Origin of the sequence: Rhodonellum psychrophilum GCM71 = DSM 17998, from assembly GCF_000381545.1 — a bacterium.
Classification (GTDB): Bacteria; Bacteroidota; Bacteroidia; order Cytophagales; family Cyclobacteriaceae; genus Rhodonellum; species Rhodonellum psychrophilum.
The window spans coordinates 1-18,019 of sequence record NZ_KB906708.1 but is presented as its reverse complement, the minus strand read 5'-3'; the positions used below and the strand labels follow the sequence as shown (position 1 = coordinate 18,019).

The 18,019-nt window shown below is 42.9% G+C and carries 17 protein-coding genes; 8 read left to right on the top strand and 9 right to left on the bottom strand.

The window, feature by feature from the left end:
- Positions 1 to 256: 256 nt before the first annotated feature.
- Positions 257 to 484 (top strand): hypothetical protein, encoded by a 228-nt coding sequence (locus F824_RS0125060; protein ID WP_019600693.1) that lies wholly within the window; start codon positions 257 to 259, stop codon positions 482 to 484.
- 21 nt (positions 485 to 505) lie between these two features.
- Here the strand turns inward: F824_RS0125060 and F824_RS0125055 are convergent, their stop codons facing one another.
- Together F824_RS0125055 and F824_RS26565 are read right to left on the bottom strand one after the other, a co-directional pair.
- Positions 506 to 1,663 (bottom strand): glycosyltransferase, encoded by a 1,158-nt coding sequence (locus F824_RS0125055; RefSeq protein WP_019600692.1) that lies wholly within the window; start codon positions 1,661 to 1,663, stop codon positions 506 to 508.
- 539 nt (positions 1,664 to 2,202) lie between these two features.
- The gene (locus tag F824_RS26565) at positions 2,203 to 2,880 is read right to left on the bottom strand and encodes a porin family protein (protein WP_019600689.1); all 678 of its coding nucleotides are present in this window, start codon (positions 2,878 to 2,880) and stop codon (positions 2,203 to 2,205) included.
- 863 nt (positions 2,881 to 3,743) lie between these two features.
- On the opposite strand from F824_RS26565, the gene F824_RS0125030 reads away from it, so the two are divergent.
- The 3 genes from F824_RS0125030 to F824_RS26555 all read left to right on the top strand — a co-directional run bounded on the left by F824_RS0125030 (position 3,744) and on the right by F824_RS26555 (position 5,589).
- Complete coding sequence (locus F824_RS0125030; RefSeq protein ID WP_019600687.1) at positions 3,744 to 4,061, top strand: hypothetical protein; 318 nt, start codon at positions 3,744 to 3,746, stop codon at positions 4,059 to 4,061.
- A 527-nt stretch (positions 4,062 to 4,588) separates the two neighbouring features.
- On the top strand, positions 4,589 to 5,164 hold the full coding sequence (locus F824_RS27065) for a MauE/DoxX family redox-associated membrane protein (protein ID WP_201769093.1): 576 nt from the start codon (positions 4,589 to 4,591) through the stop codon (positions 5,162 to 5,164).
- A gap of 146 nt (positions 5,165 to 5,310) precedes the next feature.
- Positions 5,311 to 5,589 carry a DUF6520 family protein gene (locus F824_RS26555; RefSeq protein ID WP_019600683.1) on the top strand — a complete coding sequence of 93 codons (279 nt, stop codon included), beginning with the start codon at positions 5,311 to 5,313 and terminating at the stop codon, positions 5,587 to 5,589.
- Positions 5,590 to 5,660: 71 nt separating this feature from the next.
- On the opposite strand, the gene F824_RS0125005 is transcribed toward F824_RS26555, so the two are convergent.
- The 5 genes from F824_RS0125005 to F824_RS0124975 form a co-directional block, all read right to left on the bottom strand.
- A complete protein-coding gene (locus F824_RS0125005; RefSeq protein ID WP_081625048.1) occupies positions 5,661 to 7,001 on the bottom strand; it encodes a RagB/SusD family nutrient uptake outer membrane protein in 1,341 nt (446 codons plus the stop codon).
- 362 nt (positions 7,002 to 7,363) lie between these two features.
- The gene (locus F824_RS0124995; protein WP_019600680.1) at positions 7,364 to 10,576 is read right to left on the bottom strand and encodes a SusC/RagA family TonB-linked outer membrane protein; all 3,213 of its coding nucleotides are present in this window, start codon (positions 10,574 to 10,576) and stop codon (positions 7,364 to 7,366) included.
- The gene (locus F824_RS0124990) at positions 10,573 to 11,934 is read right to left on the bottom strand and encodes a TlpA family protein disulfide reductase (RefSeq protein WP_019600679.1); all 1,362 of its coding nucleotides are present in this window, start codon (positions 11,932 to 11,934) and stop codon (positions 10,573 to 10,575) included. The genes F824_RS0124995 and F824_RS0124990 overlap by 4 nt, the downstream gene beginning before the upstream one ends.
- A 12-nt stretch (positions 11,935 to 11,946) precedes the next feature.
- On the bottom strand, positions 11,947 to 12,432 hold the full coding sequence (locus F824_RS27655; protein ID WP_139189921.1) for a hypothetical protein: 486 nt from the start codon (positions 12,430 to 12,432) through the stop codon (positions 11,947 to 11,949).
- Between the two features lie 211 nt (positions 12,433 to 12,643).
- Entirely contained in the window at positions 12,644 to 12,952 is a 309-nt protein-coding gene (locus tag F824_RS0124975) for a hypothetical protein (protein ID WP_019600676.1), read from the bottom strand.
- A 33-nt stretch (positions 12,953 to 12,985) separates the two neighbouring features.
- Here F824_RS0124975 and F824_RS27650 point away from each other — a divergent pair, with 33 nt between their 5' ends.
- The 4 genes from F824_RS27650 (at position 12,986) to F824_RS0124960 (ending at position 15,113) form a co-directional block, all read left to right on the top strand.
- A complete protein-coding gene (locus F824_RS27650; protein WP_154654353.1) occupies positions 12,986 to 13,135 on the top strand; it encodes a hypothetical protein in 150 nt (49 codons plus the stop codon).
- A 414-nt stretch (positions 13,136 to 13,549) separates the two neighbouring features.
- Complete coding sequence (locus F824_RS0124970; protein ID WP_019600675.1) at positions 13,550 to 13,951, top strand: helix-turn-helix domain-containing protein; 402 nt, start codon at positions 13,550 to 13,552, stop codon at positions 13,949 to 13,951.
- Between the two features lie 7 nt (positions 13,952 to 13,958).
- On the top strand, positions 13,959 to 14,168 hold the full coding sequence (locus F824_RS0124965) for a hypothetical protein (protein WP_019600674.1): 210 nt from the start codon (positions 13,959 to 13,961) through the stop codon (positions 14,166 to 14,168).
- A 189-nt stretch (positions 14,169 to 14,357) separates the two neighbouring features.
- Positions 14,358 to 15,113 (top strand): hypothetical protein, encoded by a 756-nt coding sequence (locus F824_RS0124960; protein ID WP_019600673.1) that lies wholly within the window; start codon positions 14,358 to 14,360, stop codon positions 15,111 to 15,113.
- 473 nt (positions 15,114 to 15,586) lie between these two features.
- On the opposite strand, the gene F824_RS0124955 is transcribed toward F824_RS0124960, so the two are convergent.
- Entirely contained in the window at positions 15,587 to 16,705 is a 1,119-nt protein-coding gene (locus tag F824_RS0124955; protein WP_019600672.1) for a glycosyltransferase family 4 protein, read from the bottom strand.
- Positions 16,706 to 16,716: 11 nt separating this feature from the next.
- Positions 16,717 to 17,793: a glycosyltransferase gene (locus F824_RS0124950; protein ID WP_022582371.1), complete on the bottom strand. Its 1,077-nt coding sequence runs from the start codon at positions 17,791 to 17,793 to the stop codon at positions 16,717 to 16,719.
- Positions 17,794 to 18,019: the final 226 nt, after the last annotated feature.

Below are 18,019 nucleotides of genomic sequence, written 5' to 3'. Positions count from 1 at the left end.
AACCGGGGATTTTAATCCCCGGAATTATAAACACAGTCGTTTGTCTTTGGCTAAAGAAAAAAATTGAATTCCGAAGGGTTTTCGCCAAAGCAGGTTTTTGACATTAATCGCAAATTTTTTTCCTTTGTCCCTTTTTGCTTGATCAAAAAGGAACCAAAAAATCAAGGCTGATATCTCTTCTTCAAATTGGGACGTGTATTTTCGGAAAATTGATTTCCTTCCAATTTGATTTTTGTCTGGCTTCTGAGAGCTAAAAATGAGTGGATATATAGGCCGTCCTTTTATCCGGAGGAAGATTGGTGCGAAGGTATCGTTTCCTTATCTACACGCTTTACTTATTGCGGTTTTTTATGATTCCGAAGGTTTTTCGCCAAGGCAAGTAGGTAGTATTTGTGGTGATGATTCCACACCCGACGGAAAACTAACATGGCCTGTGAAGACAGAGACCATAGGCAAATTTGGGGGATTGAGATTCACTCCTTGATTGGGGGAATGAAGTGGGAATTTATGATTTTGTCGGGATTTTCTTTTGGATTACCTGTTCATAGATCTTTTCGAGTTCGGTCACCATCTTGATCATGCTGAAATGGTGGATGACCCGGAGTCTGGCAGCGGAGGAAAATGCAGCATGGCGCGCTGAATCCTGGATCATCCGCAGGGCTAAAATTGACAGTTCTGCATGGTTTTCAATATCACAGAGATATCCTTCCACCCCATCACTGATTACCTCCCCTATTCCGCCTGCCTGGGTAGCGACCACAGGTACCTGGCAGGACATTGCTTCCAGCATGGCAATCGGCAAGCCTTCAAACTCGGAGGTACTCATGTATAGATCCATCGCCGAAAGATAAGGAACCACCTTTTTCTGGGCGCCCACCAAGTGGAAATTCGCCTGCTTGCCGGAGGCCGCAATCTGGGCGAGAATCCGATCTTTCCATTCCCCATCTCCCACCAAAAGAAAATGTACCTCAGGCTCCTCCTTGAGGATTTCAAGGGCATTGTCCACCCAAAGCCAAAGCCTTTTTTGTGAACGAAACACGGCCACTTTTCCGATCACAAATGCATGCTCCGGAATCTTTTCCTCCTGCCGGATTTTTTCCCCAAGCAGCTTGTCCATTTGGAAATTATCGGTGTTCACGCCGTTTACGATGGTCTTGACCTTCAGACGGGCATGTAACTTCAAGGGATTCAACATCGAATTCAGGCGCATGGAAAGGGCCACTTCGTTGGAAACCGCAATGGCGACATCCTGCATCTTAAAGGTCAGCCTGTTGCCCCAATAGGAGAATTTATTGTAGCGGTCCCAAGTATTGTGTTCGGTATAAACAATGGGGATTCCCAATTTACGTCCCACCAAGCGCCCCAAAATACCTGCCCAGGGCAAATGGCTGTGGATAATGTCAATTTTGTTTTCAAGGACATACTGACGGACTTTGGATATCTGGAAGAACAAGGCCAGGTTGCTGGAGGGGATTAAGGTCACTTGGATGCCTATGTCTTCGAGTTCATCGACGATGTTTTTCGGCGTATGAAAAAAATACAGACAGAAAAACTCAAATCGTTCTTTGTCGTGAAGTGCGGCGGTTTCGGGAATCAGTTTTTCGGCTCCGCCCCGACCAAGTGACTTGATCAGGTGAAGAATTCTTATTTTTCTAGTTGGCATGCTTTGATTTGGGTGCCGAAAATTAGTGTTTTTTCTGACACTCTTGACAAATCAGGAAAATAAGGGAGAAAAAATGTGGGGAAATGGGGAGGTAATTAATACCAGGATTGACAATCCTGCAGGATCTGGGCTTGTCAATCTCCTCTCAAAAACAGCGGGAAATAAAAGGAAAAAGCAGGGTTTTTACGCAAAGGATGCGCTTTTCAGAACTGTCTAAAAAATGGCACTTTCTTCGAACCTATCACATCAGGCATCCATAAATAGATTCTGTATTTTATCCCTTCCGCTACCAAAATAAAAGCATCAGTACGCCGATATTTATGGAGAAATTTATCGACAAAGTAAGTTGTCAAAAGTATTAGGTTACTTGTATGTAAAACCAAAATCAATCAAGACCATTTCTAAAACACAAATCAATTCTCCCATAAAAAAACCCAATTCTCCAGGAATATCCATAGAAAATTGGGTGTATATAAATCCTAATTGAGATTTATATTATTGATTCAAGAATCAAAACAATTTTAAGCAGGTAAAAAATATTAAAACCCGAACCCAATAAATAATTGGGCGACTGAATTTTTGGAATTGTTGGTTAGGTTTCTAGCCATTCCATCTTTGCCTACTTGACGCAATCCATAATTGTATCTCGCACCGATAGTTACATTCTGCACATCAAAACCTACTCCCGCTAACAAACCATAATCAATTGTATTGAAATCATCCTTGTTTAACTCAATCGTATTGATGGTGGTAAGATCAGAAGTTCTTAGATTTTTGACATTGGAAGAGACCAAATACGAAAGATAAGGTCCTGCATGGATATTCAATGGGCCAACATTTATTGCTAAAGCCAATGGCAGCTGAATATAGTTTAAGTTAAATCTAACTTCTCCTTCTCTAATTCCTAATATATTCTCAACTGTACTTCCTCCATAGGAAACTTTCGATCCTACATTGGTGTATAACAACTCGGGTTGGAAAGCTAGAAAATTGTTAACAGGAATTTTAGTAAAAATACCAAAATGCAATCCTAATTTCATGTTTTCATCCTCAACTGTGGGTTGATCAACAAAGAATTGAGATAGGTTTGCCCCACCTTTAATTCCTATTCGTGGCCCAGGATTGTTGCTTTGGCCATAAACTTGTGGTGCAGCAATCATTAGGAGGATGGCAATTCCAATCCCTGTCAAAATGCGGAAATCTTGTTTTCTTTTCATGGTGATTTTTGATGAAAATAGGTGAATTAAATGATAAATGTAAATTTTCTATAATTATATTTTAATAATGTATTGTTCAATTTTAACGTTTATTAAGATTTATAAGTTGTATATTTTTAATAATTTATTTCATTGAAAAAAAATATTAAAGAGTTGAGCTAAAAAGTTCATTTTACTCTAATGGACTCAGTCCCAAAAGCTTATTCAAAAAGTCAATAAATGGTAAAATCATTCAATTTCCGCACTATTTTCTTATCAGATTTTTTATTTATCCCCGGCATTTACCCCAATAAACCAAAATACGTTTTCTTCAATTCGTAAATAGTAAAAATAACTATCCGGTGTTAAACTAATAATTTTTAATTTGCATAAAATTCTCATACTCAAAATAAAAAATTGTGTTACAAGAAATCGCAGAAGGAAATTCATCCTTTATGTTATCAGAGGGAAAACAAAAAATTAGGTTTTAAATTGATATATAATAGCGGCGGAAGTTTTGGAACAAGTTTCGAATAATTGACAACATTGTCAATGCACATTTTCCTTGACTACCTGAGAAAGGAAAAATCAACGTAAAGATCTTTCCTTCAAACATCTAACCATTTTGGAAATTGAATTTTTGAACGTAAAATTAAGATAAATTATAATTTTCTGCCTCAGTATTTTTTTTAGGTCATACAGTAGACATTTCAATTGGGTCAATTCCCCCACCCTTTTCCACCCAAAATAGAAAATGTAAAGAGCAGGAAATACAGTAATGCCCATACGGGATAAATTCTCAAAGCATGTTTACTGACTAACATATTTGAATAGAAAGGACTCATTAGAGGAAGATATGTTCAGTCTTTGTAACCAAACACAAAATGATCTATTGGACAATATCGGACAGCTTGGAGGGGATAAAAACGCAGATGTTGGTTGCTTTGGTAGCCAATTTTTTGTTTTCGGTAATTCACAGACAGTGCAAAGAAGTTGAGCAGTTTGTGATCATTGTAAACATGGCGGCGATAAACATGTGCTCCTACATTTCCCTGATAAAGCTGATCAGATCAGGCAGATTATCAGGTTTGGACAGGTATCTGAAAATAGTACAATTTGAATTGTTCAGTTTAAAACAGGGTGTATTTTTCAAAATCGAAAAAATCTCCCTTAATTTGAAAACCAGAAGGCTTTTTCCCTAGTTTTAGAATTTACTCGGATAGCAATAATAAAATTTCATGAAAATATTCTCCAAAGAAAAGGTCGTTTTGGAAGGCATATTTTTTTACCTGTAATCTTCGTCTATACAAATCCATACTTTTGTTCGGCCAATGTTGCTTCAATGAAAAGAAGGTTTGGCTGAAAGTCAATTCTTGGGCAGGAATTTTTGATTGGGTGCATGAAAATGGGACAACCTAAAAAATTAATGGGGGATTTTGAGGAGAAATCCATTGCATAAGGAGGATAAAACTGAGAATGCATTCATGATAAAACTCCGATGTTTTGCAATACACCATGGCTATCAGAAGAATACCCGAACTTTTGAATCCATGGCGAAGAATAAAACCCAAATTCGTCAACCATTTGTCCAAAAGGAAGAATTTGGCAGATAGTTTCCCTCCGTCGTTTGAGCGGGGATTTGGAAGCCGGTATCTTACTTAAAATTTATGGATTCCAGGCCACCACTGCAAGTTTCTGGGGTGTTCCTTGGCCGACAAAACCGATGAAGATGAAAAATATACAACTCCTTCTTACCGAGCTAGCGTCCCTCCTACTTGCACTGCTGTTCGGCTATACCGCGATCAGCAAAGTCTATGATTGGCATGGTACCCGAAACGGGCTGTATAACCAGATTTTTCCGGCTTGGATGGCGGAAGGCTTGCTCTATGGCCTACCCTTACTGGAACTGATCGTTGCAGGAATGCTAGTCATCCCACGTTGGCGCAGAATGGGCTTTTTGATCAGTCTGGTGCTCCTGTCCCTGTTTTCCATCTATGTGGCCGTGGTGATGACCGGTATTTTTGGACGGATTCCCTGTAACTGTGGGGGTGTTATCGGCAGCTTGGGATGGGGGCAGCATCTGTTGTTTAATCTTGTCTTTTTGGGTTTGGCGGGATTTGGGGTATGGTGGAGGGAGGAAGGGGGAAGTTTGGACAGGAGACGGGAGACGGAAGACGGGAAACGGGAAGTGGGAAGTGGGAGTTTGGAAGTTGGAAGTTTGGACGGGAGACGGGAGACGGAGGACGGAGGACGGGAAGTTTTTACGGGAAGGGGGAACGATGAGGGGTTGGATGGAGCTATTTAATTGGGTGAAAAAAACATAACAGGCCGGTGAAGCTACCAGGTGGCTTCCCGGCAACAGCAGGGGGCAAAAAAATCCGGCCGTCCCTCTCGGAAGGCATGCAGGCCAAAACGACCGGAGATAAATTACACATTTAACGCTTTAAAGTTATGAAAAATCAAATGAAAGTCCTCCTACGGGGAGGCGTATTGATGTTGGCTGCGGTATTTGCTTTTGCTTTTACCGAGCCTAAAGTTGAAAGTAACAATCAATTGTTTGGCAATTTAAATGGAACTTGGGTGCCTATTCCGGATCAACCACCAGGACCATCCACCTATGCCTGTGAGGATTCCCAAAATACTTGTGTGGCGAAATTCCAGAATGACATCCCTGACATGGACAATGTAATTCCAGGGACATTAATAGAGGGCACATATAGACCAAATTAATGTGTTTTGAATTGAATATTAAAAAGGGTAAGTCTATTGGATTTACCCTTTTTTTTAATCCCATTGTATTATCATTTGGGATTTTGGGGAATGGGGTGATTGGAAATTTCACCAAACGGAATGGGATAGGTCCAACGAGGATCATTTGAATTTAACGTAAACTCCTTCCCACCTACATTTTTAACTAAATCACCCGATAAATCACCTTCTGATTTGAGTCTTCGGAGATCGGACCACCTTGTTCCCCTAAAAACCAACTGTTTGAGTTTTTCACGGTGCAATGTTTTTAGAGCATCCAATTGATCCTCAAAAATAACGGGAGAATATTCTTCTCCATGGAATCTGGTTTTCAATAAAACATTTAATGTTGAAGCTGCCTGCTCCACCTGACCGGTTCTCAATTCAGCTTCAGCAAGAATAAAGTACAACTCATCCACCGCCAATCCACCAAAGTTCCCCGCGGAGTAAGACCCTTTGAAATTTACGAGTCCGAATCCATTCGTGAGGAAGAAAAGCTTGGGTCTTAGATCATTTTCCCCATATAAATCCAAGAACAAATCATCAAAGAAAATCTGGGTTGAAGTCTGTCCGATCGACAGTTGAGATGCATTGTATATTATTTCAACATTGAATTCGGGAAATGGTCTGATTAATTTTGGATCAAGCATGTTATAATCCATAAGATCACTTTTTAGACCGATTGCTTTGTTGGCATATAGTTTGACATTTTCAAAATCAGACATATTCAGGTAAATTTTTGCCAACATCATGTTCGCCGCAGCCTTGCTTGGCCTGGATGCGTATTCGATTGTTTCGGGCAGATGTTTTTCGCACTCAATTAAATCCCGGATGATTTTCCCATAGGAAACCGCAACTGTTTCTCTGTCAAACCGAAGGGTTATATCAGAAGAATTCGGGTAGGGAAGCCCTAAATCACTGTCTGATTTTGAAGAATCATAGGGTGCCGCAAAAAGCTGAAGGAGGTTATAAATCGCAAAGGCCCTGGAAAACAGCGCCTGCCCCCTCACCTCATGCCATTCGCCTGACCTTTCGGCCTCACCGAATTTTTCCAATCCTTCCAGGACAATATTTGAAACAAAAACCTGTCCATAAGGCCTGTTCCAGTCACCTACAAATTCGGTTGCCAGAAAGGCATCCCTGTCCCACAGATAATATTCCCTGGTAATGTTGGACAGTGAATTCAATCCCTGTTCGGTTATTTTCAGTTCGTCTGAAGCAAAAACCAGCCCTCCTGGCACTGTATTGAATGTTTGAATGTCATTGTCCAACAAAGCCCTGAAATCAGCAAGACTTTTGGGTATGACCAAAGATTGATTCGGCTTCTGGTCTAAATAATCGCTACAACCTGATAGCATTATCATAATCAATAAAATGTACTGTGAATTCTTCATGGGAGTGTAATTTTAGATTATAGTTAATTTTAAATGAATCAAAAGGTGGCCGGTGCAATTTCACCGGCCGTCCTGCCGCGTAGAATCGTCACCGTCTGTGATTCCGAAAGCTACATTCTGGTTTATCGTCAACTAAAAACCTTATGAGGAATTGGACGGCAGGCCTTTTTTTTGTGGTATTTGGCATGGGGTATTTTGTACTGGATAGGTATTTGGAGATAATCACCTCTTGTTTTTCAAAAAACCCTGTCCGCCGCAGCGATAAGGACACTGCAACCCTAGTTTAGCATGGTTATACATAAGTAAGACGGACAGGGAGTATTTTGAATCCCGCTATCGGGACATTTCTGGGGATTGTTGGGTTAGAGTTCGATGCGGAGCCCCAGGGCAATGCTTTTTAGTGGATTCTGGGTTCGGAAATCCGGGTCAAGCACATCATTGGATGCTTTCCAAATTATGCCTATGTTATTGGCATAACCATACACTTCGGCTGTCCGAAACGGGAGATTGGGAAATTTTGATCTGTCCAATGTATATCCGATCCGTATATCCTGGAGTCTGATATGGTCTCCCCTTTCCACCAGGCTTTCGGAAAACAGGTTGAAATTATCCCTGTTGAAGTTTATGGCTGCGGGCATAGAAGGTACGTTTGTAATGCCCTCATCACCGGGCTGCCTCCATCTCAGCGCGAAATCTCCATGGTCCTCAATTCCCTGGAGAACCGTGGTGTAATTGACCGAATTTCGCCTGTAATAATATCCAAGTCTGTAACTTATGTTGACTGATAAATTAAAACCCTTCCAGATAAAAGTATTTCTGAATGCCCCAAAAGAAACCGGCCTGGCAGGTCCATGGTAAATCATGTCTTCAGGTTCTGTTCCCGAGAGAATGCTTGGGTAATTGTTCGATGGCATACCTTCAATCAAGCCAAGTGGATCTCCGTTGGCTGGGTCCAGCCCCGCAAAAGGAAAACTGTAAATGGCATAAAGTGGCCTCCCTTCAAAAGGTACCGGATTAAATATTCCCTGACCCCCACCTTGTTGGGCATAGGCAAAAGCTGTCCCTTTGGCTTCATAGGCAACCACCTTTTCCTTTAAATGGCTGTAGAAAAAGTCGGATTTCCATCTTAAACCTTTTCTGAGAATCCAGCCTGACAGCACGAGATCCATTCCTGTCACCCTTGTGGCGGCAAAGTTGCCGCGGAACTGTGAAACCCCTGAGGAGGGAGGGTAGTTGGTGGTACCGATCAGATCCCGGGCATTTTTCCGGTAAAACTCAATACTGCCACTGAAAATGTCATCCCTGGCACCAAAATCATATCCTACGTTGAAAACCCCCACTTTTTCCCAACCGAGCTGCGGGTTGGGCGGATTGATTATTACTCCCCTTGGAAGGCCTAACCTATTGACTCCATTAAATCCGGCTACCGCCAATGCTGAAAGGGAATTGTCAACATTTCCGTTATAGCCATAGGTTGCCCTGAGTTTGCTGTAGGGCAGCCAAGACAGATTATAAAATGATTCCTCTGAGATGGTCCATGAGGAGCCCAAGGAAAATAACGGTACGCCCTTTAAATTTTGGTTTACTCCAAAGATATTTGACTGGTCTTTTCTGATGCTGGCAGAAACAGTGTATTTGTTGTCCCTGGTATAGGAGGCGTTTCCGAAAAAGGATAAAAACCTGTCATATTGAGAACTGATTCCTGTATTATAGGGGACCCTTAATTGCTGAGCAGGAACTGCATAATTCCGGAAAAATGACACATAATCCACCGGAAGGTTAGTGGCATTGTCTTTTGTATAACCATAAATTCTGTTCGACATGGAATTTGCATCCATGCTTTTCATTTCGGCCCCGCCTAAAGCTGCAATCTGGTTTCTTTTCCAATTTTTTTGATAATTGGTCTGAAACCTCAGGCTGTGTGAAAACGTGGATTGGTTTCCAAAGTCAGCAATCCCTCCCAAAGGAATGGCCCTTTGCAGGTTGCCATTCGGTAAAATTTCTGTGTACATGTTGATCAGGTTTCTCGAAAAAAAGGACTCCAGGGGCCGGTGGTTTTCCGAGACGGATGATGCCTGCCAATACTGATAGGAGATTCCGGCGTCAAGCCCATCCAAAATTTTGTACCTGATTCCTGTATTCATTCTCAAATCCAGCGTTTTTGAAACCACGTCGTGGGATCCAAGATCGTTTAAGGGTACAAAATCCCAATTCAAAAGTCCCGTGCCTTCCGCCGAATTTGTAAATCCCTGCCGGTAATTTTTGGGTGTGGCCGTGGGAAATCCATTTTCATCCCTTAAACTATAGTAAACAGGAAGTGGCCTGCCGGGAGCCATTTCTAGATTCTGAACACCCAGATTGGCCCTGTCAGTACCGGTATGTGTCAGATAAACCCCAGCATCAAATTCCCATTTATCACCAATATCAAAAATCTGTCTGGCATTGAGGGTAATTCTGTTGAGTGCGTTCAGCTTAAGGGATTCCATGTTTTTGTCCCATCCCAGGGAGTAAAAATAGCGGCTGTTCCTTCCCCCTCCCTTTGCCTGAAAAGCATACTGTTGATTGAAGGAATTGTTGTAAAGTTCATTCCCAATATCCCTTCTTAAATCGTTACTCCTCAAACCATTGAAGACCTGCTGGGCCTGTTCAGGAGTTAATCCACCATCTCTCAGACCGATCAGCGTTTCTACCCCAAGGGATAGCGGCTGGCGGTTTAAGCTGTTCTCCTGAGCCTGATAGAAACCCCTTTCGAACAGGATATTTTCCACTTCCAGCACGTCACCTGAACCCATCCTGGGCAAATAGAACAAATCCGGGCTTTGTGTCACCGTAAAATTGGTGTTGAATGAAATCTGGGTGGGTTGGTCTGTCTTACCGCTCTTTGTGGTGATGACAATTACTCCGTTGGCAGCCCTCACACCCCAGATAGAAGCTGCAGCTGCATCTTTCAAAACAGTTATATTTTCAACATCATTGGGATTCAGTGCTGACAAATCGCCATCAAAGGGGAAATTATCGATAATGATGAGGGGTCGGCTATTGCCGAAAATCGTACTGTTTCCCCTGATGGTAATGTCCAGGGGGCGGTTTACATTGGTTCGGTTGAATATAAGTCCGGGGGTAATATCTTCCAGCCTATCGATAATGTTGGTCCCCACCCTTCTGTTGACCAATTCATTGTCTATCTGAACAAAGGAACCTGTTGCCCTTTCCCTGGGTAATTTTTGATATCCTGTGGAGTACACCTCTACTCCATCCAGTCCGATACCGGAGGGCACCAAATAAATCGTCTGTAATTTTTCCGAGGGATGGTTGATTTGTAATTCCCGGCTTTCAAAACCTATATAGGAAATCACCACTGTATAATTCCCGTTTCCAAGAGGGATACTGAATTCTCCATTATTTCCTGTCACCACACCCACCGACATGCCTTTGATGATCACCGTGGCACCGGTGAGTGGTTCCAGTGTATCTTCCGTAATCACCTTACCTACAAGCGGTAAAGTCTGTGCCTGCAATGACCCATAAAAAAAATGGGTGCTTAAAACCAAAATTGCGTAGAGGATTTGTTTCATTTGATTGAAGTTTGAGGGTTGTCATTGATTATAAGAATTTCAATGGGCTGAAGGTCTTTGAGCAGCTCCAGACCATAGGGTGCAATTGCTTTGTTGATTTCCGTTACATCTGTTAGATCAGCTGTAAAATCCAGGTCCACCAGATAATCTATTCCCGTTTTGTTGACGATGGGTCTTTCATCGTGTTGGAGGTATTTGAAATTGAGGTTTGCAATGAACATTGCCAGCGAATGATTGGAAAGCCGTCCCGATTGACCGGTGAATTCAAATGAAGAGGGACCTCCTTTGGACTTCAGGGGAACTCGACCCGGGGAATATTGAAGCGCCCATACCGGCCTTAACTTCTTCTCCACCCTTACATTATATGGAAAAAGCCTTTCCATATCCTGTTGAAAAAATTTATAGCTGTCCTGTTTCAGATGGGACGGAACAATGAGTTCATAGCAGAAGGTATTGCCATCCTGAGCCCATTGCCTGTATTCGGCTCCGGTCTTATCGGTAACCAGTTTTTCGGGTTCGGCAACTTCGAGAATTATGCTGTTGTTCATAAAGGCAAACTTACCTTCACCATAGGCCAATTTTAGGTGCGTCAATATCCCCGTGTTTGTCAGAAGAATTCTCATTTCTTCCCCTTCAACATCGGGCTTTACCTTATAGCCGGATGAAATCCCTTCGATCCTGTCCATAAGTGCAGATTGGTACAGCAGGGGTTTGTCAATAATCTGTGTGTTTTCTGTTAGCAACTTTTGATTCTCATCATATTCCGTGAGGATATCCTGTTTATATACCAGTTCTAAAGATTTTTCATCCAAATATTTCCTGATGTTGTGTTCGGTGAGCTCACTTTCAAATGTGGTTGCTATTACCAATCCCTGGGGGTCAATCCATACATAGTGGGGTAAGGTTTTGTGGGGGAATAACAACCTGAGTGTATTGTCACCCACCACCATGGGCATCTTGATTTCCGAAAGCTTCGATGCCCGAGAAAATAGCTTTTCAACCTCTTCACCAGATTGGTAGGTTACCGGAATGACGGCAAGTTCATTTCCCATGGCTGCATTCAAACTGTCCAGCTTGGGAAAGGAAGAAACGCAAGGGGCACACCATGTCGCCCAGAAGTCGAGTATCAACAACTTCCCCCGGTAATCTGATAGCTTGATTTTTCCCTCCGGTGAATTGAGGACATTGGTGAATTCAAGATCGGGCAGGAAATCACCGACTTTCAACTCCCCCACCCCAGTGGGTACGGAGTCCGCAGACTCCGCCCCTGGGTGAACAGCAACTTTTTGCTGGGCAATGGACTGGCCTGTGAACACGAACAGGGAGGCCAGGATAAAAAAGAAGGTATATGTTTTCATCGTGTAAGGAGTTTAGTTTAAATGCTGTGGAATGGAAGCGGAAAGGTGTTTTTGAAAGGGGATTTTAATGGATTGATGACCGTCCCTGGGATCCGGATGCTTTGGATTTGAGTTTCCTGCACTTTCTTTTTGTTGATCCTCCAAATGTGGATTGGGGCATGGTATCCGCCCGAAGGGGACTTTAGAGGTTCTGGAAAACGTGGTCCATTGCCTTTTGGAAGGGCTTGCGTTTGCCGGTGAGGGCTGGGAGAACAAATCGCTTGCGACTGCTTTCAGGAATTGCCTGGATTGTATCCTTGTGGCTTGCATTGCCTTCGCCAGCAGGGCCATCCCTTTGGCGATGTGGTGGAGAATCCGCAGCAAGCAGGGAACCCGCCTGCCGATGTAGGTCACGGCCCTGAGGTCGGTTAGCCTGTGGCCCCTTGAAGGGGTATATGAGGTTTGGCTTCGGTATAGGCATAGGAGTGCCAGGAAGCAGTTTTGGATTGCTTTTTTCATGGTGGGGATTCGTAAAGTTTTGGAAATGATGTGCGCTGTTCGAAGGCACAGCCTCCCCCTTTTCAGGGAGTGGTTGCAAGTCTCGAATGGCTGTCGGCTTGGCTTGGGCAGGATGCTTGATTACAAGGAAAAGGTTTGAGAAAATGGGATTTCTGACCTGCCAAAACTTAATACCCATTCAAAAAGAGGTGGTACCGCCTCCCTTAAAAAATCAATCCGGGGATTTGATCAGGTTCTTCTGGATTTGCTTGATGGTCTTGGTTGGGAGGACAAATGAACCCGGAAATCCACCGTATGTCAAGTATGGGGCTGTATTTCCATCTGATTGATACAGAGATCTCTTTTCGGGGAAGTCCCCTATCCAATAAACCTGCATACGGTTTTCCATCGGAAAAAGTCCAACTGTCGAAATGAAGTAAAAGGCGCTATACGGATCGTCCGGGCAAGGCTCCCTGTGGACAAAGGGCAAACAGAAATGGCATAGGAGTTCCCTTAAGAACTGAATGGTTCTTTTTTTCATGGCATCTTTCGAAGTGACACATAAAGCTGGAAAATGGACGAAAAACCGTCTGACGTCCAAGCATTTGTGTCTGTTTTAAGATTGATTTTGGGTGTAAAGCCTTCGGTCTGCGCTGCAGCGGAGGTAGGATTGCTTTACGGGTGCAAGGACAGCTACAAGGGATATAGCTTTAGTTTTTCGTGAGGAACTCAACTGCCTTGTCTCGTGGGTAGGATGAATGAGGATTGATTTTGTTAAATTATATTCAACTCAACCAACTCAATACAATAGTATCAGTCTGGGGACTTGATTAAATTTTTCTGGATTTCGAATAGAGAAAGATTCCTAGAGAAGTCAATTGTGGTCAAAATGAAGCCAAACTTTTGCCTATTTTGGTCTTTGGGTAGCCCATTCATTTGCGTCCGAATCCTTAATAAAAATCTCATGTACAATTCTAAATAATATTTTATGAAATTAACTTATCCGTGAGTAGTTTAGCCATTGCTCAAAGTAGTTTGAGTTCATTTTTAATCTTGTTTTAAAAATTATTCCAAAAAGTCCGTCTGATTTGATTGAATTATTACGGATAAGGCATTAAATTAGTAGAAATAAAAGATTATGCAGGAGAAAGAAGACAACGGGTTTACTGTTTTGGAAAACAAAAACATCGGCAGGAATCTGTCCACGTTTCGAAAGTTGCGTGACAGAAAGGCCATGGAAGTCGCTGAACATCTTGGCATCAAGGAGGCGACCTATACCAAATATGAAAGAGGGGAAAGCAAAATCACCATTGATCTGATCCAAAAAGTTGCTGAATTTTTAAATGTGGATCCCCTTCAGATCGTTACCGCCAATCCAGGTTACGTCATTGAAAACTTGACAAATTCTCCATTCTCAATAAATTCAAGTAATAACACCAACAATATCAATGATAAACAAACGGAGGTCATGATGAAAATGATGGAGACGATGATGCAGATGAATGACTCGATTAAAAGAATATTGGAGGAACGAAAATAAGCTTTGATTGGCAGCATTTCAAATAGGATGCGCGCTATTTTTTGGAGAGGCTGGGAAATACACTGTCGAACAATTTACAAACAGAGCCAATATGCACGGCCAAATTGAAGCACAAATAAACCTGATGAAACAGGACTTCATACTATTGGCATTGGAACTTGAAAAACTGAAGGAATATTCCGGACTGTATTGGGATAAAAAGTTGCATCTCGAATAAGGAACCATTCCTATAAACCTTGGCTACACCAAAGCCATATCCGTCTAGCACCAAGACCGGGTGTCAATCCTTATAAAATCACGGACTTAACACGGAGTTGATGCGGTTTTAATGTGGCTTTCCTATTAGTGAACCGTGAATTTTTTTTATATTGAAGGCTAATTTTTTACCCAGCAAAACCAGATCAGCATGGCCAGACAAGCAGGTATCATCAAGTTAACCGGAAGTGTAGGGGGTGTCACATTTTATATGCGGAAGGACGGGACCTATTTTGCCCGGAAAACACCTGGAATCAGCAAGAAGACATTCAAAACTTCCAAAAATTTTGAGGGATCGCGGAGGGCTGGGCAGGAATTTGGTCAGGCGTCGCGCGTGAGTTCCAGATTGAGGAGAAAAATCCTGCCCCTAATGTTTGAAATGGATAAAGGCTATCTGCCAAGCAGGATGACTGCCCATTTTCAAAAGGTGCTGCGGACAGACCCCACCCATGGCCCGGGGGAAAGAAAAATCTCGTTTGGCAACCTCGACTTAATGAAGGGCTTTAGGTTTGGGACGGAAGTTTTGAAGGACATCCTCGGCGGGGTTCCCCATCTTCATTTTGACGAATTCCAAAAAAGCTATACAGTGGATTTTTCTGAAATGGGAACAACGGTAGCTGTTCCGAAAGCAGCAAGCCACTCTCAAATCCGGATTGCAATGGTGGGTTTGGAGGAGGATGGATTGGCGGAGTTTATTCTTTTGGCGGAGAATATCCCCTATTTACCTGTCGGCATTGAAACAGGCCATTTGGGTAAAGTGGAATTTCATCCTGAGGAGAAACTGCATGCCGGACAATTGGTTTTCATGATCGTTGGTATTCGTTTCTTTCAGGAGGTCAATGGAGAAATGAATGCCTTAAGAGAAAGTGAGGCTTTCGGCTTGGAGGATTGTTTTTTGGCGTCCTGATCGACAAGTGTCTTACTATCACATTCTTTACCCCATGGGTTCACCATGCTATTTTCCACAGAAGGATCCCTGAAAAGCATAGAAATTCACCACTCGGAAGAGGGACCATACCCATGTCCTTAGCGACCAAAGCCATACCCCTCTGTACCAAAGTTGAGAAATAGCAGGGCTGTGGTTAGCGGCACCCAAAGAGAGAAGGCTGTTCAACCTGTTTTATGAATTTCGAATGCCATTTAACACTGTATTTACCTGATTATTAGCCAGTTCCTGTCTTTTCTTGACTTCACCATATCGGTATCAGGAATTGGTCTCCAAATTGTCTGATTTTCTTTCGGTTTCAATCTCCTAAGAAGCCTAATGCATATTTTGGGTTCAAGATTGTACCTCCCGAACAGCGCAATGGCTTGGACATAAAAAAAGCCCTGAAAAGGGCGAGATTGGATTGTGAAAATTGGCGGAAGGAAGAGCGCTATTTACTTTTTCCTCCGATCCTCAAAACTATTGGCGACTTCCCTATAAAAATATTCAAAACGATCCGTCACTTTTTGGATCGTATACTGCTCCTCGACAAGGATTTTGGCATTCTGAAGGATTTGAGTGAGGGAAGGATGATCATGATTCAATACGCCGTGAATGGCTTGACCAAATGCAGATGTATCATTCTTAGGAACAAGGAAACCTGTCTTTCGGGTTTGGAGAACTTCTCCGATCCCGCCCACATCGTAGGCGATCACCGGAACTCCGCAATACATGGCTTCCAAAATCACCCCGGGCAAGCCTTCAATCTTGCTCGGCATCACCAAGGCCCTTGCCTTGCTTAAAATCGGGAAGATATTGGCTTGATTTGGGTTTAGGTGAATCCTTTCCAAAAAATCAGATTTCTGGATTCTTTGCCTCATTTCTTTTTCCAAAGATCCTGACCCCATAAAAACCAAATGCAGATCAGGCAAATCCGCAGCGAGTCTTTCAAAAACACCAATCATCCCCAGCGGATCCTTTTCCGGAACCCAACCCCCGATTTGAATCAGGAAAGTTTCTGGAAGTTTCAGGTTGGCTTCTTCCCCTCGCTTTTGATCAATCTCAAGGGAATCAATTCCAATCGGAATCACCCGAATCGGTTTACTTTTCAATTGAAAGGTCTGAAGAACATCACTCGCCGAGGCTTCTGATACAGAGGCAATTCCGGCCACCCTTTCCAATAGCAATCTGTTCCAGGTTTTCTGAAATCCATTCCTTAGAAATCCACTGATCTGATTGGCATTTCTGTAAACGATTGGAACTTTCCAACCAAATATCAATTGAGAAAGTACCGCAAACTTCAGTGTCTCGGAGGCATTGGCCTGAATGATGTCTGGTTGAAAGTCCCGGACAAACTCAGCCAGTTTTTTCCAGGATTTCCAATCATAAAAACGCTTTTTGGGATCCGCATGAATACGCTTCACCTCACCGTCAAAAGGCAAGTCCCCACTTCCATCAAACAAGCTCAGCACTTGCACTTCATGTCCTTTGGCCTTTAGGGCGGAGCCTAGCTGACAAGCAAAAATCTCCGCTCCCCTTCTCTGCTTTCTGGTAATGAGTTGAATTATTCTCAATGGTATCCGGATTATGTTTTGTCTACAAAAAGCAATCGTGAATAAAACCCCTCGTATTGCATGGCAACCCGTTTCAATTCCAGATTTTCTCGGGCAAACTGTTCGGCCGCATCCAAAATTCCGGAAAGGGAATTTTCGCTCAACTCCGTTATTTCCAAAATTGACTCAAGCATCTTTATGGAATCATTGGCCGGAACCAGCCAGCCTGTTTGATGGGCCACTACCAATTCCGACACAGCACCCACATCGTAGGCGACCACGGGGATTCGGTGAATAAATGCCTCGCCGATCACAGCAGGCATTCCCTCTATTTTGCTGGGCAAGACCAAAATTGCATTCTTCGGTACTAGGGCAAAGGGATCGGGATGTGCTCCCAAAAAAGAAACGGCATGTGCAAGGTCTTTTTTCTCCACCAATTCTTCGGTCTGCCTTCTTAAGGGGCCTTCTCCAATCATCAGCAATTTGGAATCAGGCTTTATTGCCAGAAGAGTGGAAAAAACCTGGAGAAGTTCGGGATGATTTTTTTCAAAAGTAAATCCCCCGATATGAACCAGCACCGGCTCAGGCAAAGGAGCTTTCAGGGAGATTTTTTCCGGAATCAGGATGCCGACAGGAATGACTTCGTGCAGCAACCGAAACGAGAACAGATTTTCAAAATCAAGTTGAGAAGCCTTACTGACTGCCACGATTCCACTGATACTTTTGTAAAGCCATTGGTTAAACAGTCTGACGGGTTTGGATCGGATGTATCTGCCAATGACACTGCCATTGTAAAAAACCGTCTTTCCCTTCCATCCAAAGATAATTTTGGAAAAGACCATGAACTTCAGCGTATCCGCACCCATGGCCTGAACGATGTCTGGATTGAAATTCAGTAGGATCTGATGGATCGCTTTCCATGCTCCATAATCAAAAAATCGATGGGAGGAATTCCTGTTCAGGCGGTGTGTCGTTCCCGAAAAAGGCAAGTCAAAACCCCCTTCAAAAAGAGTAATCATCCTGACTTCATGCCCCATCTCGATCAATGCATCCCCCAGATGAGAAGCAAAGAGTTCCGCTCCCCGGGCCTGTGGTCGCTGAATCAGCATCAAAATCCTCATTTTCTTTTCTGTCTTTTCATCATAATGCCCATTGGTGTGTGTCCGTGGTCTGTGTCCCCACAGACCGCTTAAAACTTGTCTCGATAATCAGTCAAAAAACCGAAATCATCCTTATCGGATTCATATTCGGTCTTTTATCTACCCCCTAAATCCCCCTTCAGGGGGACCTTCGATCGGTAGATGATATCTTATTCGCAATCAAAAATTCGATTCT

Excerpts from the sequence above, each read along its gene's own strand:
- F824_RS0124995 (WP_019600680.1), bottom strand. The coding sequence starts at position 10,576 with ATGAAACAAATCCTCTACGCAATTTTGGTTTTAAGCACCCATTTTTTT.
- F824_RS0124990 (WP_019600679.1), bottom strand. The coding sequence starts at position 11,934 with ATGAAAACATATACCTTCTTTTTTATCCTGGCCTCCCTGTTCGTGTTC.
- F824_RS27065 (WP_201769093.1), top strand. The coding sequence starts at position 4,589 with ATGAAAAATATACAACTCCTTCTTACCGAGCTAGCGTCCCTCCTACTT.
- F824_RS0125060 (WP_019600693.1), top strand. The coding sequence starts at position 257 with ATGAGTGGATATATAGGCCGTCCTTTTATCCGGAGGAAGATTGGTGCG.
- F824_RS26565 (WP_019600689.1), bottom strand. The coding sequence starts at position 2,880 with ATGAAAAGAAAACAAGATTTCCGCATTTTGACAGGGATTGGAATTGCC.
- F824_RS0124950 (WP_022582371.1), bottom strand. The coding sequence starts at position 17,793 with ATGCTGATTCAGCGACCACAGGCCCGGGGAGCGGAACTCTTTGCTTCT.
- F824_RS27655 (WP_139189921.1), bottom strand. The coding sequence starts at position 12,432 with ATGAAAAAAGCAATCCAAAACTGCTTCCTGGCACTCCTATGCCTATAC.
- F824_RS0124975 (WP_019600676.1), bottom strand. The coding sequence starts at position 12,952 with ATGAAAAAAAGAACCATTCAGTTCTTAAGGGAACTCCTATGCCATTTC.
- F824_RS26555 (WP_019600683.1), top strand. The coding sequence starts at position 5,311 with ATGAAAAATCAAATGAAAGTCCTCCTACGGGGAGGCGTATTGATGTTG.
- F824_RS0124960 (WP_019600673.1), top strand. The coding sequence starts at position 14,358 with ATGGCCAGACAAGCAGGTATCATCAAGTTAACCGGAAGTGTAGGGGGT.
- F824_RS0125005 (WP_081625048.1), bottom strand. The coding sequence starts at position 7,001 with ATGAAGAATTCACAGTACATTTTATTGATTATGATAATGCTATCAGGT.
- F824_RS0124970 (WP_019600675.1), top strand. The coding sequence starts at position 13,550 with ATGCAGGAGAAAGAAGACAACGGGTTTACTGTTTTGGAAAACAAAAAC.
- F824_RS0125030 (WP_019600687.1), top strand. The coding sequence starts at position 3,744 with ATGATCTATTGGACAATATCGGACAGCTTGGAGGGGATAAAAACGCAG.
- F824_RS27650 (WP_154654353.1), top strand. The coding sequence starts at position 12,986 with ATGGACGAAAAACCGTCTGACGTCCAAGCATTTGTGTCTGTTTTAAGA.
- F824_RS0125055 (WP_019600692.1), bottom strand. The coding sequence starts at position 1,663 with ATGCCAACTAGAAAAATAAGAATTCTTCACCTGATCAAGTCACTTGGT.